Raw genomic sequence first — 15,219 nt, forward strand, 5'->3', positions numbered from 1 at the left:
ACGCTGTCTTGCGCAGGGGGCGGCGCAGCACGTAGGCCTGGCGATCGTGGTGGTGCGCGGGTGCGCGATCTTCAAGGGGGTGTTCCGGTACGCGGAGCGGCTGGCGGGTCATGACGCGGCGCTGGGGCTGCTGGCGGAGGTGCGGGTCCGGCTGTTCGCGGCGCTGGGGCGCGGGCGGTGGCGGGGCGGGGACGCCGCCGCGCTGAACGGGATGCTCTCGGACGTCGACTGCGTCCAGGACCTGCTGCTGCGCTGCCTGCTGCCCGCTTCCGGGGCGCTGCTCGGCGGGGGTGCCGGGCTCGCCTTCGTGGTGGTCGTGCATCCGCGTGCGGGGGCGGTGCTGGCGGCCGGGCTGGTGGCGGCGGGGGTGCTCCTTCCGCTCGCGGCGGCTCTGGCGTCGCGCCGGACGGGCGGAGCGGTGGCGGCGCAGCGGGACGTGCTCGCCGCGGCCTGGCTCGACCTCGTCGAGGGCGCCGATGAGCTGGCCGTCCACGGTGCCGCGGCCGCCGCGCGGGCGGTGGCCGGGCGGGCGGCGGCGCGGCTCGCGGTGCTGGAGCGCAGGGACGCGCTGGTCGCGGACACGGTGACGGCGCTGGGGCTCGTCTTCCAGACGGCCACCGCGCTCGCCGTGTTCCTGACCGTCCGGGAGGCCGGGACGGTGGCGACGGCGATGCTCGTCCTCACCGCGCTGGTGGCCGTCGAGATGGTGCTGCCGCTGGGCGAGGCGGCGCAGCAGGGCGTGTCGGTCTGGCCCGCGGCACGGCGGATCGCGGGCCTGCTGCGGATTCCGGAGCCGTCCGGCCCGGCGGACCCCCGCCGGGTGCCTCCGGGGCCGCTGCGGGTGGAACTGCTCGGCGCCACCGTCCGCTACGGCGCGCGGACGGCGCTGGAGGAGGTCGACCTGCGCGTGGAGCGCGGCCGGAGGATCGCCGTCGTCGGTGCGAGCGGCGCCGGCAAGAGCACCCTGCTGGCGGCGCTGTCCGGTGCCGTGCCGCTGGACGGGGGCGCCGTCCTGCTGGCGGGCTCCGCCCTGCCGTCGTACGCGCCCGACGACGTCCGCCGCGCCGTGTGCGGGCTCGCCCAGGACGCGCACGTCTTCACCACCACGGTCCGCGCGAACCTGCTGCTGGCCCGCCCGGACGCCACCGACACCGAGCTCACGAACGCGCTCCGCCGTGCCCGGCTCCTCGACGACGTCGAGGCCCTGCCGCTCGGCCGGGACACCCCCATCGCCCCCGGGTCCCTGTCCGGCGGGCAGCGGCGGCGGCTGCTCCTGGCCCGCGCCCTCCTCGCCGACCCCGGGGTCCTGCTGCTCGACGAGCCGACCGAGGGCCTCGACGCCGCCACCGCCGACGCACTCGTCCGGGACCTCTTCACCTTTCCCGGCGGCGGCACCGTCGTCCTGGTCTCCCACCGGCTCGCCGCCCTCCGGCACGCCGACGAGATCGTCGTCATGGACGGCGGGCGCGTCGTGCAGCGCGGCCCGCACACGGCGCTGGCCGCGGCGCCCGGCCCCTACCGCGACCTCCTCGCCGCCGAGGCCCTCACCACGGGAGGCGAAATGGCCCGTATTTAACCGAAATAGACCTATATATGCGCTTTTGCGGGCGTAGGGACCGGGCGGGTGGGGATTTCCGGAGGGATGGGCTGCGGGAAGGGGAGGACCATGACCGACGCCGCGTACGGACGGCTGGCGGGGGCTCTGCGGGGGGAGCTGGTGCGGCCGGAGGATCCGGGATACGACCAGGCGCGCGCCGTCTACAACGCGATGATCGACCGGCGGCCCGCCGCGGTCGCGCGGTGCCGGGACGTCGCCGACGTCATCGCGTGCGTGCGCTTCGCCCGCGAGCACGACGTCGAGCTCTCCGTCCGGGGCGGCGGCCACAACGCCGGCGGGCTGGGCGTGTGGGACGACGCGCTGGTCGTCGACCTGTCGGCGATGCGCAGCACCACCGTCGGCCCCGAGGAGCACCGGGTGCGGGTCGACGGCGGCTGCGTGTGGGGCGACGTCGACCACGCGACCGTCGAGTTCGGCATGGCCACCCCGTCGGGCTTCGTGGCCTCCACCGGGGTCGGCGGCCTGACGCTCGGAGGCGGCATCGGCCAGCTCGCCCGGCGGTTCGGCCTCACCGTCGACAACCTGCTCTCCGCCGACGTGGTGCTCGCCGACGGCTCGTTCGTGACGGCCCGCGAAGGCGCCCACGACGACCTCTTCTGGGCGCTGCGGGGCGGCGGCGGCAACTTCGGGATCGTCACCTCGTTCACGTTCCGCTGCCACGACATCGGCGAGCACGGCACGATCATCGGCGGCCCCGTCATGTACGACCTCGTCGACACCGCCGACGTCATGCGTTGGTACCGGGAGCTGCTGCCGTCACTGCCCGAGACGCTGAGCGGCTGGCTCGGCCTGGCCACCGTCGCGCCCGCCCCGCCGTTCCCCGAGGAGCTGTGGGGCCGCAAGGTCTGCCTGATCATGTGGTGCTATACCGGCCCCCACGACCGGGCCGAGGAGGTCCTCGCCCCCGTCCGCTCCTACGGCTCCCCGCTGCTGACGGGTCTGCACCCGATGCCGTTCGACGTGCTGCAGAGCGCGTTCGACGCCCTCCTGCCCGCGGGCCTCCAGTGGTACTGGAAGGCCGACTTCTACGAGGAGATCTCCGACGCCGCCATCGACGTGCACTGCAAGTACGGCGAGCTGCTGCCCACCGGCCTGTCCACCATGCACCTCTATCCCATCGACGGCGCCGTCACCCGCGTCGCCCCCGACGCCACGCCCTTCGCCTACCGCGACGGCGGCTGGGCCGGCGTCATCGTCGGCATCGACCCCGACCCCGCCAACGCCCCCCGCATCACCCAGTGGGCCCGCGACTACTGGTCCGAACTCCACGCCACCTCCGCCGGCGGCGCCTACGTCAACTTCCTCATGAACGACGAACCCCGCGACCGCGTCCGGGCCTCCTACCGCGGCAACTACGACCGCCTCGCCGAGATCAAGTCCCGCTACGACCCCGCCAACCTCTTCCACATCAACCAGAACATCCGCCCCGCCGCGAAGGCGGGGGCCGGGGCCGGATGAGGCGAACGCGAGGTCCGGGGCCGTACAGGGAACGGGTGCGGGGGGACCGCCGTTGGAGAAGGTGGACGGCCGGTGTCCATCCGGCGTGGCAAGGAGGACGATATGGCTTCCGTGATCACTCGTATCCGACGCTTCCTCAACAGTCCGCAGGGGCGGCAGGCCCGGATGAGGGCCGAGCGGTACGCCCGCGACCCGCGCAACCAGGCGCGGGTCCGGGGGCTGCTCCACCGCTTCGGCGGACGGCGGCGCTGACACGCCGGAAGGGGGCGCCCGGGGACTCCGGCGCCCCCTTCCGGTGATCTCGGACACGTCCGCGCCGCGTCCCGCCTGCACCGCGCCTCGTGGCCGGGAAAAACCGCTCCGAAAATGTCAGGGGCTCCTTGTACTGTTCTCCCCTCGAACAGATTTCCGATCCCCAGGAGTCCCCCCGTGTCACCAACGCTGCACAAGACCCTTCCCGACCGGGAGGAGGACTCCGCCCCACCGCACTCCGGCCTGGCCCTGGTGGTGATCGCGGCGGCGCAGCTCATGGTCGTGCTGGACGGCACCATCACCAACATCGCGCTGCCGAGCATCCAGACCGACCTCGGCATGTCGGCCTCCGGGCTGGCCTGGGTGGTCAACTCCTACGCGCTGGCGTTCGGCGGCCTGCTGCTGCTCGGCGGCCGCTCCGGTGACCTCTTCGGACGGCGCCGCATGTTCCGGATCGGGCTCGCGGTCTTCACCGTCGCGTCCCTGCTGGGCGGCCTGGCGCAGAACGACGTGCAGCTCATCGCCGCGCGCATCCTGCAGGGCGTGGGCGCCGCGATCGCCGCGCCCACCGCGCTGTCGCTGATCACCGTGAACTTCCCCGAGGGCAAGCCGCGCAACAAGGCCATGGGCGTCTACGCCGCGATGGCGGGCATCGGCTCGACCGTCGGCCTGCTGTTGGGCGGGGTGCTGACGGACTACCTGGACTGGCGCTGGGTGATGTTCGTCAACGTCCCCATCGGCCTCGTCGTCCTGGCCGGGACGAAGATCCTGGCCGAGGGCGAGCGCAACACCGGCGGCCTGGACGTCCCGGGCGCCGGCACCGGCACCGGCGGCCTCCTCGCCCTCGTCTACGGCATCACCCGCGGCGGCGAGGCCGGCTGGACCGACACGCTGACCCTGGCCTCGCTCGCGGGCGCGCTCGTCCTGCTCGCGGTGTTCCTGGTGATCCAGCGGCGCTCCACCCACCCGATGATGCCGCTGCGCCTCTTCGCCGACCGCAACCGCGCGGGCGCCAACACCACCGTGCTGTTCATCGGCGCGGGCATGTTCGCCACCTTCTACTTCCTCACCCTCTACCTCCAGCAGGTCCACGGCTACAGCCCCGTCAAGACGGGCCTGGCCTACCTGCCGTTCAGCTTCGGCATGGCCGTCGCCGCGGGCGTGGGCTCCCAGCTCGTCACCCGCCTGGCCCCCCGCCAGATCGCCGCGCCCGGCCTGCTGATCGCCGCCGCGGGCATGTACTGGTTCTCCACGCTGGAGCCCGGCTCGCCCTACCTCACGCACCTCATGCCCGCGATGTTCGTCACCGCCGTCGGCCTGGGCGCCAGCTTCGTCCCCATGACCCTGGCCGCCGTCAGCCGGGTGCAGGACCAGGACGCGGGCATCGCCTCGGCCCTGCTGAACACCACGCAGCAGATCGGCGGCGCCCTGGGCCTGGCGGTGCTCAGCACCATCTCCACCACGGCCGCGAACGACCTGCTCCCCCACGCCTCGGAGCGGTTCTTCCAAGCCGCGGCGACGAGCGACCTCCCGCTGCTCGCCAAGGCCGCCGAGGCCCTCACCCACGGCTACACCACGGCCTTCCTGGTGGCCGCCGCCCTGTTCATCGCGGCGTTCGCCGTCGTCCTGTCGGCGGTCAACACCCCCCGCCAGAAGCAGTCCGAGAACGGCGCCGCCGTCCACATGGGCTGACCTCCGCTCCACCACGACGAGCCTCCGCCCCCTTCGCCGGGGCGGAGGCTCGTCGTTTCCCGGGCGGCGGCCGCCTCACCCGCACCGCGGCCTTCCCGGCGGCCGCCGCCCCAACCGCACGATGCCGGTCCGTTCCGGCCGCACGATGCCGGTCCGTTCCGGCCGCATGATGCCGGTCTGTTCCGATGAACCGGGGTGACACGCCCTCCAGGGGCGAAACCCCGTGCCGGTGGCCGCGGGGACGGGTGTCGTTAGGTTGGGCGGATGCCGTCCCCCTTGCGCGAACGTGCGGACGCCGGATCGACGAAGGTCGCCTTCTTCGAGCTGTTCTTCGACCTCGTCTTCGTGTTCGCCGTCACCCAGCTCTCCCACCGGCTCCTGGGCGGCCTGACGCCGGAGAACGCGCTGCAGACCGGGTTGCTGCTGCTGGCGGTCTGGTGGAGCTGGATGTACACCACGTGGACCACGAACTGGTTCGACCCCGACCATCCGGTCTTCCGCACGGTGCTGACGGGGGTGATGCTGGCGAGCCTGCTCATGGCGGCGGCGATCCCGGAGGCGTTCGAGGGACGCGCGCTGTGGTTCGCCCTCGGCTACACCGCCGTCCAGTTCGGGCGCACGCTCTACGCCCTCCTGGCCTCGCGCGGGTCTCCGCTCGCCCCCACCTTCCAGCGGATGCTCTGCTGGTTCGCGGTCTCCTGCGCGCTGTGGACCGCGGGCGCCGTGCTCGGCGGCACCGCCCTCGTCGTCCTGTGGGTCCTGGCCGTCCTCGTCGACCTCGCCGGGCCGTCCAGGGGGTACTTCGTCCCCGGCCTCGGCCGCTCCACCACCGCCGACTGGTCCTCGATCGACGGCGCCCACATGGCCGAGCGCTGCCAGCTCTTCATCATCATCGCGCTCGGCGAGTCGGTGCTGCTCACCGGCGTCACCTACTCCGAGCACTCCTCCAGCCCGGCGGAGACCGCCGCCTTCGCCGTGGCCTTCCTCTCCTCGGTGGCCTTCTGGTGGATCTACTTCGACCGGACGGCCGAGGCCTCCGCGGAGGCGATCGCCGCCTGCCCCGACCCGGGCCGGATCGGCCGCAACGCCTACACCTACGGGCACATCCCGATGGTCGCCGGGATCATCGTCTCCGCGGTCGCCGACGAGCTCGTCATCGTCCACCCCACCGGCCACACCACGGCCGGCACCGCCGCGACCGTCCTGGGCGGCGCGGCCCTGTTCCTCGCCGGGCACCTGCTGTTCACCCGCAACGTCTTCGGCCGCTGGTCGCGCCCGAGGCTGACGGCCCTGGCCCTGCTGGCCGTCCTGGCCGCCGTGTACCCGCTGCTCTCCCCGATCCTGCTGGCCCTCGCCGCACTGCTGGTGCTCATCATGGTGCCGGTCTGGGACCTGGCCTCCTCCCGCCGCTCCGAGGACAACGAGGTCGACTTCGCCTAGGCGCCGGCGTGGACCTCCGTTCAGCGTCGGCCAGGGGTCCTCTGCCTTGACGGTGCTTCCGGGCGTCCCCGCGTTCGCGGTGGCGCCCGCCTCTCGTGCGCCTACGCCGGCGCTCTCACCGGCGGTGCCCCTCTGCCGAGGGTGTCGGGGCGAGGCCTTCCAGGAGCTGGTCGAGCCCTCTCTTGATGCGGTCCAAGGACATCGCGGCCCGCTGGTGGGTGAAGAGGTTGGCCGCGAAGGGAGCGAGGAGGGCGTCGGCCAGGTAGGGCGCGTCCGCGCCGGGGCGCGCCTGGACGATCAGCATGGACAGGTGGGCGTGGTGGACGGCGTAGGCGCCGCCGAAGCGGTCCTCGGCCGCGTTCATCTCGGCCATGAGCAGCAGGCCGATCTGCTCGTCCGTGCGGTCGGCCAGGGCGTGCAGGAAAGCGCGTATCCGCTCCGAAGGCGGCGCGCCCGGGCCCAGCGGCGGGGCTCCCCGGAGAAGGGACTCCTGCAGGCGCCGCTCCCTGTCGTCCAGGAGCGCGCGCGCCAGGCCGGCGCGGTCGCCGAACCTCCGGTAGAGGGTGCCCACGCCGACGCCCGCCGCCTCCGCGACCGCGTGCACCGACAGGGCGTCGACTCCCTCGTCCGCGATCAGCCGGGCCGCGGCGTCCAGGATGCGCCGCCGGTTGCGCGCCGCGTCCGCCCGTTCGGCCGGGCGTCCGCCGAGCGCGCCGTCCGCCTCGTCGTTCACGCGCACCACCGAACCAGTTCCTTTCCCGGCTTGCAATCGGAACCCGTTCCGCTTAGTCTCCACTAAACGGAATCGATTCCGATTAATGGAGGCGTACATGACCGCACTGACCGGGCGGGTGGCGCTGGTGACCGGCGGAAGCCGCGGCATCGGCCGGGCGATCGCGCTGCGGCTGGCAGGGGACGGTGCCGACGTCGCCTTGACCTACGCCGCCGCGGCCGACCGGGCGCACGGCGTCGTCGCCGAAATCGAGGCGGGGGGACGGCGCGGACTGGCGATCCAGGCCGACCTCACCGGCACCGGGGCCGCGGCCGAGGCCGTCGCGGCGACCGTCGCCCGGTTCGGGAGGCTGGACATCCTGGTGAACAACGCGGGCGTCTTCCACGGCGGAGCGCCCGAGGAGGCGAGCATCGAAGCCATCGACGAGACACTGAACCTGCACGTGCGGGCGGTGTTCCTGGCCGTCCGGGCGGCGATCCCGCATCTGGGCGAGGGGGGCAGGATCATCAGCATCGGCAGCAGCTTCGCCGAACGGGTGCCCTACCCCGGTGTCAGCCTCTACTCCATGAGCAAGTCCGCGCTCATCGGACTCACCAGAGGGCTGGCGCGCGATCTCGGCCCGCGCGGCGTCACCGCCAACCTCGTGCACCCCGGTTCGACCGACACCGAGATGAACCCCGCCGACGGCGAGGACGCCGACCTCGAACGGTCCTTCACCGCGCTGGGCCGTTACAACAGCCCCGAGGACGTCGCCCACACCGTCGCCCACCTCGCCGGACCCGGCGGACGCAACATCACCGGCGCGTCCATCGCCGTGGACGCCGGGGTGACCGCCTGACATGGCGTGGTTCCTTCTCCTCGCCGCCGGGCTCCTGGAACCGGTCTGGGCGATCGCGCTCAGCCGCTCCGACGGATTCTCCCGGCCCGGGCTCGCCGCCCTCGGCATCACGACCGCCGCGGCGAGCTTCGTGCTCCTCGGCCTCGCCCTCAAGAGCCTCCCCATGGGGACCGCCTACGCCGTCTGGGTGGGGTTGGGCGCCGTCGGCGTGGCCGCGGCGGGGATCTCGTCCGGCGAGAGCGCCTCCCCCGCGCGCCTGGCCTTCCTCGTGCTCATCCTGGTCGGAGTCATCGGTCTGAAGGCGGTCGGACACCAGCCGGACGGCACCGGCGGCGCCCTTCCGGACGCCGCCGCCACCCGGGACGTCCAGGCCTGAACGGCGGGGCGGAGAACCGGACGGGCCGGTCAGGTGTCGGTGCGGACCTCCGTGCCGTCCTGGGCCCAGCGGGTGTGGAAGGCGCCCTCGGCGTCGACGCGGCGGTAGGTGTGGGCGCCGAAGAAGTCGCGCAGGACCTGGATGAGGGCGGCCGGGCCGCGTTCGCGGCGGTAGCCGTCGTAGTAGGACAGGGAGGAGGAGAACGCGGGGATCGGGACGCCGCGCTCCGTCGCCGTCATGACCACGCGGCGCCACGCGTCCTGGGCGCCGGCCACGGCGTCGGTGAAGTACGGGACGGTCAGGAGGTTCTCCAGGTCGGGGTGCTCGGCGTAGGCGTCGCGGATGCGGTCGAGGAAGCGGGCGCGGATGATGCAGCCGCCGCGCCAGATCGTCGCCATCGCGCCCAGGTCCAGGTCCCAGTCGTAGGCGCGTGAGGCGGCGTGCATCTGGGCGAAGCCCTGCGCGTACGCGACGACCTTGCTGGCGTACAGCGCCTGACGGATGTCGTCGACGAGGTCGGCGCGGACACCCCCCTTCTCCGGCACCGGGCCGCGCAGCACGGACGAGGCGCGGCCCCGCTCCTCGCGCAGGGCGGACAGGGTGCGGGCGTACACGGCCTCGGTGATGCCGGTCAGCGGGACGCCCAGTTCCAGGGCGTCCTGCGCGGTCCAGCGGCCGGTGCCCTTCTGCTCAGCCTCGTCGAGGACGACGTCGACGAGCGGGCCGCCGGTCCGCTCGTCGGTCTTGGCCAGGACCTTCGCGGTGATCTCGACGAGGAAGGACTCCAGGTCGCCGGAGTTCCACTCCTCGAAGGTCCGCGCGATCGCCGGGACGTCCAGGCCGGCGACGTGGCGGAGCAGGTCGTAGGCCTCGGCGATGAGCTGGATGTCGGCGTACTCGATGCCGTTGTGCACCATCTTCACGTAGTGCCCGGCACCGTCCGGCCCCACGTACGTGCAGCACGGCGTCCCGTCGACCTGCGCCGCGATACTCGTGAGGACGTCCTCCACCTCGGCGTAGGCCCCGCGGTCCCCGCCGGGCATGATGCTCGGCCCCAGCAGCGCTCCCTCCTCGCCGCCGGACACCCCCGTCCCGATGAACCGCAGCCCGTCCCGCGCGCACCGCTCGACGCGACGGCGGGTGTCGGTGAAGTGCGAGTTGCCGCCGTCGATGAGGATGTCCCCCTCGTCGAGCAGCGGCGCGAGCTCGTCGATCACCCCGTCGACCGGCTTGCCCGCCTTGACCATGATGATGATCCGCCGCGGCCGCTCCAGCGCCCGGACGAACTCCTCCACCGTCTCGGCCGCCGTGAAGGCGCCTTCGTCCCCGTACTCCCGCACGAACTCCCGCGTCCGTTCCGTCGTACGGTTGTGAACGGCGACCGGTACGCCCCGCCGTGCGATGTTGCGGGCCAGGTTCGCCCCCATCACGGCCAGTCCCGTCACCCCGATACGGCTCTTCGCGGTCAATGCCCTCCCCCTCCGCTCTCGGCCTCCCGCAGGACCCTTCCCCTCCCGCCGGGCGGAAAAAGCCGACTGGACAGAAAGGATCCGACACCGTAAGAAAGACTCGCCATCAGACGATCTTGCTCCCAGGAAGAGACGGATGAACGACATTCCCCCCGCCGTCCCCGCCCCCGCCCCCAAGAACAAGCTGCTCCTCGTCTTCGGCGGCGCCCTCGCCGCGGTCCTGGTCGCGGGCCTGCTCATCGGCCTCCTGTCCTCCTCCGCCGGGCCGTCCTCGGTGACCGAGGACTTCCTGGAGGCCGCGCGCAGCGGCGACCGCGCCAAGGTCGAGTCCCTGATCTGCGCGGACCACGGACTCGGCGACGAGCTCACGATCCCGCAGGACGAGGGCGCGGTCACCTGGAAGATCAACGACGAGCAGGTGACCGGCGACTCCGCCCGCGTCTTCCTCTCCCTCACCCTGGCCAAGGACGGCAGGTCCCTCACCGAGCCCGGTGTCGCCTCGCTCAGGAAGCAGGACGGCAAGTGGAAGGTCTGCGACATGGACGACGAATAGCGACAGATCTGAGTGATCTTCGTACTAACCTCGGTCCATGGCGAATCGCTCCTACCTCTACGCGGCCGACTCCCTGCCGACGGCGGACGACATCCCCCGCCCCGTCAGGTGCGTCTCCGAGCACGCCTGGGACGTCCCGCTGGCCCACCTGCTCCTGGCCGGGCACGGAACGGCCGCCGCCCCGTCGATGATCTGGAACCCGCCGGTCGGCCTGACCGCCGACTACGACCCCGGCGCCGACCTCCTCCTCGGCCTGCTCCGCCTGGTGGGCGAGGGGGAGATCGCGGACCGGGAGGATTTCGACGCCATGGTCCTGCGCACCGCGCAGCACCTGGAGAAGCAGAGGTCCCGCCACTTCCTCCTGGAGCCCGGCGAGATCTTCAGCCTCGTCGAGGACGACCTGGACACCGCGGCCCAGGACCTGATCGACACCCGGATCGAGCCCGCCGTCACCCGGGCCCGGTCCGCCCTCGACGGCCGGGAGGCGGCCTGGCTGGACGAGCTCCGCAAGGACTGGTCGACGCACTTCGCGTCCTTCTACGCCGACCACCTGTACTACTCCTTTCCCACGGACTGAAAGGCACCGGACGGCATGAACCTTGACTCCCTGGTGAGCCGCAGGGCGCTGCTCCTGGGCGCGGCCGGGGCGGGATCCCTGCTCGTACCGGGAGCGGCGCACGCCGAGATCCCCGCGTCCAAGCGCTTCGAGCTGGCGACGCCGTCCCCGACGCTGCTGTGGCGCAAGCCGCTGCGCAGCGGCAGCTGGATCATGCAGTCGTTCGCGTGGGACAACACCCGGCAGGAGATCTATTTCGTCCAGGTGAAGGCCGGCTCCACGACCGGCGACCTGATCGTCACCCGCACGACCGCGACCGGCCGCCACCTCGGCTGGATGGTCCTGCGCGGTTTCGGGCACGGCGTGGCGATCGGCGTCGAGCCGTACAAGGGCGCCGTCTACCTCTGGACGGAGTCGAAGGCCAACCCGAAGTCCGGCTTCGGCACCCGCATCGCCCGCTTCAAGTTCGCCAACGGCAAGACGATCAAACCCGCCTCGGCCGGTGTCCAGGACCGGACGCCGAAGCTCCCGAACCTGAAGAAGAACCCGCAACCGGCGATCGACCCGCTCTACGACCGCCTCTTCGTCCGGTTCCGCGACGGTTCCAGCCGCCCCCGCGTCGCCGTCTTCTCCCTCGCCGACGCCCGCGCGGGCCGTCTCGGTCCGGCGAACGTCCTGGCCGAGCGCGCCCTCCCCGACCACCCGGCCGCCTCCCCCAACCAGGGCTTCACCGGCCTAGGCCAGTACGCCTACCTGCTCTCCGGCGCCCAGTCGAAGGACGACACCCTCCTCCACTGGGTCGACCTGCGCTCCGACCGCCGAGGCAGGTTCCACACCCGCGCCGGCAAGTCGCTCCTGACCGACAAACGCGAACCCGAGGGCATCGCCATCCAACTCGCCTCCGGCCGCCCCCGCCTCGTCTTCGGCTTCTCCTCCGGCTCCTCCCCCCACAGACGCACCAGCCTCTTCTACAAGAGCACGCTGAAATAACCCCGGCGAACCCACTGCCTCAGCTGTTCGACAGCGAAGGCGAGATGAAGGCCGAGGCGGCCGCCTCAGGGCCTCGAACGTGTGGGCTGCGGTGTCCGCGCCGGTCCTCAAAGGTCCGGGTCACCGTGCTTGAGGTGGAACAGCAGACCCGCGAAAGCACCGCCGGAGAGCGTGAGATACGCGGAACCGGGATTCTTGGAATCCCGGACACCGACGGAGCCGCCGAGCCCGGCGACCTCTACGCAGGCTCCTTCTTGCGCGCCGCTGTAACTGGACCTGCGCCAGAAGCCTCTTACTGTCAACGCTTCCGTCTCAGGGCGCCGACTATCCCTCAACCGCGCTTGATGCGCAGCAGCAGGTCGGTGAAAGCGCTCACGGCCACCGGCAGATGAGCGGCATCGGGGTTCTTGGAATCCCGGACGCCGACGGAGGCGCCGAGCCTGGCTACCTCTACGCAGGCTCCGCCCTGGGTGGTGCTCCGGCTGCTCTTGCGCCAGACGACTCGTGTCATCACATGGCCTCCATGATTTGTTTCATCAGATCCCGCGAAAGCCCCGCAGGCAAGGCCTCTTGGCTGATGCGGTCATATCGAAGGACATAGGACTGCACTTCCAACTGGCTGGGCACCAGCCTTCCCCCTCCGGGAGCCTCCACGTAGGCCACGTCGCCGGAACCGGTGGTCATGATCATGAAGGGGCCGTCCAGCCCCGAATGCAGACCGGTCTCTTTGGGGATCACCCGCAGACCGACGTTCGGCCGATGGGACGCCTCCAGCAGGTGGGCGATCTGCGCGCGCATGACCGCGCGCCCTCCACCAGGGATCTCCAGCAGGCTCTCCAGGATCAGGATCCAGAGCACGGGCGGATCCTCTCGCTCGAGGATCTCCTGCCGCGCCATCCGGGCCGCCAATGCCGCCTCGACGTCCGGCACATTTCCCGCCTGCAGAGCGGCTCTCGCGTAGTCGGGCGTCTGCAGGAGACCCGGAACGAGCGTGGACTCCCAGGCCCTGATGACCGAGGAGACGGCTTCCACGTCGATGTACTGCTGGAGCCAGTTCGGGGAGTGGCCGAGGCGGGCGTACCAGAGCATGGTGGTGAACAGGCCGCCGGTGTCCCATGTCCTGTCGAGGATGGCGGCCTGGCGCTCGTCGAGTTCGGTGATGCCGGTCTCCAGGCGGGAGATGGTGGCCTTGGAGCAGTTGAGGATGCGGCCCAGGGCGTCGCCGGACAGGCCCCGCCGAGTGCGGTGGAAGCGCAGGGTGGAGGCGATCCACGCCCATATCGACGTCTTGGGGTCGGGGGGCGGGCTGGTCGCCATGGGTCCTCCGCTGTGCCGCCTTGTTACAGGAGTTACGTGGAACGGCGACAAGCTATCCGCGCTCACTCATCCTTGTCTTCCGAATACGTAAAGTGACGAGAGCGGGGTGGGGCATGGGGCTCATGACGGGCGGGTGGCGGCTACCGATGGCGGCTTCTCCGGCGAGTGCGGGGCTGGCCTGGAGCCTGGTCGAGCAGCGGCTGCTCACCTGGGGCGTGGGCGAGGACGCTCGCTACGACGCGCATCTCGTGCTGGCCGAGCTGGTCGCCAACGCCGTGTCGGTCACCCCCGCGGACGGGCGGATCACGGTGGGCTGCGACCGCGAGGCCGGCGGGATCGTGATCGGCGTCGCCGATCCCTGCCCGAGGCTGCTCCGTGCTCCGGCGCCGCTCGTCGAGCTCCGGCCTGAGGACCTGGACCTGCGGGAGGAGAACTTCGATCTCAACGGCGGGTGGGGGCTGGGGATCGTCGGGGCCCTGTCCGCCGCCTGGGGCGCGGACCCGCTGCCGGACGGCCGCGGCAAGGTCGTCTGGGCGAGGCTGCGCGCCTGAGCGGCGGACCGGGAGGTCAGCGGGTGCGGAAGCCGTCGATCAGGCGCGAATAGCCGTCGTCGGCGTGGCCGTCGGCGACGGCCTCGGTGACGAGGGCGAGGGTGTGGGCGGGGAGGTGGTCGGCGACGCCCCTGGCCCGGCTCTCGCGGAGCAGGTCCTCGATGGACGGGAGGTGGTGGCGCAGGGCGCCGTACTGCGCGGCGTGCTGGGACCGGTCGACCTCGTCGGCGATCGACGGAAGGAACGCGGTGAGCGCGGAGAGGGAGGGGCCCGCGTGGTCGAGGAAGCGCTTCAGTTCGACGCCTTCGTCCTTCAGCAGTGCGGCGGCGTGCAGGAAGCCGTTCAGGATGCCCCACATGGTGCCGTGCACGGCCATGCCGTAGAGGACCGGCGCTCCCGGGTCGGCGGCGACCAGCGTCCCCTTGCCGCCCAGAAGGTCGAGCAGCGGGCGGTGGCGGTCGTACACGGACTCCTCTCCGCCGAAGAAGACCACGGAGTCCGGATGGCCGAGGCCCGGAACGATCGTCATGATCTGGCCGTGCAGGTACCGCGCCCCCGCCTCGGCGACGAAGCGGGCCGTCTCCCTCGCCTCGGCGGACGTGCCGTCCGTCAGGTTCACCACCGCGCGTCCGGCGAGTACGTCCTTCGCCTCCCCCAGGATCGCGTCGACGGCGGCGGCGCTCTTGACGTTGACGAGCACCGTCTCACTCGCGCTGATGGCGTCGCGCACCGTCGCCGCCCTGCGGGCGCCGTCGGCCACCAGTGCCTCGGCCTTCTCCGGCGTGCGGTTCCACACCGTGGTCGGATGCCCGGCCGCCAGGAGGACGACCGCGATCGCGGAACCCATCTCTCCGAGGCCGAGCACGGTCACGGGCCGCGGAGCAGCGTCGTTCTTCACACTCATGATCATCTTTTCCCTCCGGGCGGGGCCGGGCCTCCGGGCGGGGCCGGGCCTCCGGCCGCCGCGACTCGTCGATCATGAGTACGTTAAAAGTTGAACCTCACTTCAAGTCAAGCGTCGTCCGCGTCCTTTCCACCGTCCGGAGAAGCAGCGGTAGAAGTGGCCGGAGTGGGAAGGGTGAAACACGTGACCGCCACGGAACCGACGCGCCGACGGGCCGTATCCCTACTGGAACCCGCCGTCCGGGAATCGACGGCGCCGTGAAGATAGCGCTCTTCCTCACCTGCGTGAACGACACGCTCTTCCCCGGGACCGGCAGGGCCGTCGTCTCGGTGCTGGAACGACTGGGACACGAGGTCGTCTTCCCCGAGGGGCAGACGTGCTGCGGGCAGATGCATCTCAACACCGGCTACCCCGAACAGGCACTGCCGATGGTGGAGTCGTTCACCCGCACCTTCTCCGACCACGAGGCCGT

Annotated in this window: 18 protein-coding genes; 12 read left to right on the top strand and 6 right to left on the bottom strand. The window is 71.9% G+C overall.

Going from position 1 to position 15,219, the window contains the following annotated elements; genetic code table 11:
• The 5 genes from cydC to ABD140_RS38960 form a co-directional block, all read left to right on the top strand.
• Positions 1-1,576: thiol reductant ABC exporter subunit CydC (gene cydC / locus ABD140_RS38940; RefSeq protein WP_344247918.1), on the top strand; the 1,576-nt coding region annotated here is incomplete at its 5' end.
• Positions 1,577-1,666: 90 nt separating this feature from the next.
• On the top strand, positions 1,667-3,076 hold the full coding sequence (locus tag ABD140_RS38945) for an FAD-binding oxidoreductase (RefSeq protein WP_344247920.1): 1,410 nt from the start codon (positions 1,667-1,669) through the stop codon (positions 3,074-3,076).
• Positions 3,077-3,178: 102 nt separating this feature from the next.
• Positions 3,179-3,328: a hypothetical protein gene (locus ABD140_RS38950; protein WP_344247921.1), complete on the top strand. Its 150-nt coding sequence runs from the start codon at positions 3,179-3,181 to the stop codon at positions 3,326-3,328.
• A 177-nt stretch (positions 3,329-3,505) separates the two neighbouring features.
• Positions 3,506-5,020, top strand: a complete 1,515-nt coding sequence (locus ABD140_RS38955; protein ID WP_344247922.1) for an MFS transporter — start codon at positions 3,506-3,508, stop codon at positions 5,018-5,020.
• Positions 5,021-5,284: 264 nt separating this feature from the next.
• Complete coding sequence (locus tag ABD140_RS38960) at positions 5,285-6,460, top strand: low temperature requirement protein A (RefSeq protein WP_344247923.1); 1,176 nt, start codon at positions 5,285-5,287, stop codon at positions 6,458-6,460.
• A 115-nt stretch (positions 6,461-6,575) separates the two neighbouring features.
• Here ABD140_RS38960 and ABD140_RS38965 read toward each other — a convergent pair whose 3' ends face one another.
• Positions 6,576-7,202 (bottom strand): TetR/AcrR family transcriptional regulator, encoded by a 627-nt coding sequence (locus ABD140_RS38965; RefSeq protein ID WP_344247924.1) that lies wholly within the window; start codon positions 7,200-7,202, stop codon positions 6,576-6,578.
• A gap of 88 nt (positions 7,203-7,290) precedes the next feature.
• Between ABD140_RS38965 and ABD140_RS38970 the strand changes: the two genes are divergently transcribed.
• Complete coding sequence (locus ABD140_RS38970) at positions 7,291-8,031, top strand: SDR family NAD(P)-dependent oxidoreductase (protein ID WP_344247925.1); 741 nt, start codon at positions 7,291-7,293, stop codon at positions 8,029-8,031.
• Position 8,032: 1 nt separating this feature from the next.
• On the top strand, positions 8,033-8,407 hold the full coding sequence (locus tag ABD140_RS38975) for a DMT family transporter (RefSeq protein WP_344247927.1): 375 nt from the start codon (positions 8,033-8,035) through the stop codon (positions 8,405-8,407).
• A gap of 29 nt (positions 8,408-8,436) precedes the next feature.
• Here ABD140_RS38975 and gndA read toward each other — a convergent pair whose 3' ends face one another.
• The gene (gndA, locus tag ABD140_RS38980; RefSeq protein WP_344247929.1) at positions 8,437-9,876 is read right to left on the bottom strand and encodes an NADP-dependent phosphogluconate dehydrogenase; all 1,440 of its coding nucleotides are present in this window, start codon (positions 9,874-9,876) and stop codon (positions 8,437-8,439) included.
• A 136-nt stretch (positions 9,877-10,012) separates the two neighbouring features.
• Between gndA and ABD140_RS38985 the strand changes: the two genes are divergently transcribed.
• The 3 genes from ABD140_RS38985 to ABD140_RS38995 are packed head-to-tail and all read left to right on the top strand — an operon-like array spanning position 10,013 to position 11,975.
• A complete protein-coding gene (locus tag ABD140_RS38985) occupies positions 10,013-10,429 on the top strand; it encodes a nuclear transport factor 2 family protein (RefSeq protein WP_344247931.1) in 417 nt (138 codons plus the stop codon).
• Between the two features lie 37 nt (positions 10,430-10,466).
• Positions 10,467-11,006 carry a DUF7822 domain-containing protein gene (locus ABD140_RS38990; RefSeq protein ID WP_344247933.1) on the top strand — a complete coding sequence of 180 codons (540 nt, stop codon included), beginning with the start codon at positions 10,467-10,469 and terminating at the stop codon, positions 11,004-11,006.
• Between the two features lie 15 nt (positions 11,007-11,021).
• Entirely contained in the window at positions 11,022-11,975 is a 954-nt protein-coding gene (locus ABD140_RS38995) for a phage baseplate protein (RefSeq protein ID WP_344247935.1), read from the top strand.
• Between the two features lie 107 nt (positions 11,976-12,082).
• On the opposite strand, the gene ABD140_RS39000 is transcribed toward ABD140_RS38995, so the two are convergent.
• From ABD140_RS39000 to ABD140_RS39010, 3 genes are read right to left on the bottom strand one after another with little or no spacing between them, the layout of a single operon-like run.
• Positions 12,083-12,310 (bottom strand): DUF397 domain-containing protein, encoded by a 228-nt coding sequence (locus ABD140_RS39000; RefSeq protein ID WP_344247937.1) that lies wholly within the window; start codon positions 12,308-12,310, stop codon positions 12,083-12,085.
• Positions 12,307-12,486: a DUF397 domain-containing protein gene (locus tag ABD140_RS39005; protein WP_344247939.1), complete on the bottom strand. Its 180-nt coding sequence runs from the start codon at positions 12,484-12,486 to the stop codon at positions 12,307-12,309. The genes ABD140_RS39000 and ABD140_RS39005 overlap by 4 nt, the downstream gene beginning before the upstream one ends.
• Positions 12,486-13,292 carry a helix-turn-helix domain-containing protein gene (locus tag ABD140_RS39010; RefSeq protein WP_344247941.1) on the bottom strand — a complete coding sequence of 269 codons (807 nt, stop codon included), beginning with the start codon at positions 13,290-13,292 and terminating at the stop codon, positions 12,486-12,488. The genes ABD140_RS39005 and ABD140_RS39010 overlap by 1 nt, the downstream gene beginning before the upstream one ends.
• A gap of 113 nt (positions 13,293-13,405) precedes the next feature.
• Here ABD140_RS39010 and ABD140_RS39015 point away from each other — a divergent pair, with 113 nt between their 5' ends.
• Entirely contained in the window at positions 13,406-13,843 is a 438-nt protein-coding gene (locus ABD140_RS39015; protein ID WP_344247943.1) for an ATP-binding protein, read from the top strand.
• 16 nt (positions 13,844-13,859) lie between these two features.
• Here ABD140_RS39015 and ABD140_RS39020 read toward each other — a convergent pair whose 3' ends face one another.
• Positions 13,860-14,747: an NAD(P)-dependent oxidoreductase gene (locus ABD140_RS39020; RefSeq protein ID WP_344247945.1), complete on the bottom strand. Its 888-nt coding sequence runs from the start codon at positions 14,745-14,747 to the stop codon at positions 13,860-13,862.
• 257 nt (positions 14,748-15,004) lie between these two features.
• Here ABD140_RS39020 and ABD140_RS39025 point away from each other — a divergent pair.
• On the top strand, positions 15,005-15,219 hold a 215-nt coding region (locus ABD140_RS39025; protein WP_344247947.1), incomplete at its 3' end, for a heterodisulfide reductase-related iron-sulfur binding cluster.

Source organism: Actinocorallia libanotica, from assembly GCF_039525175.1.
GTDB lineage: Bacteria > Actinomycetota > Actinomycetes > Streptosporangiales > Streptosporangiaceae > Actinocorallia > Actinocorallia libanotica.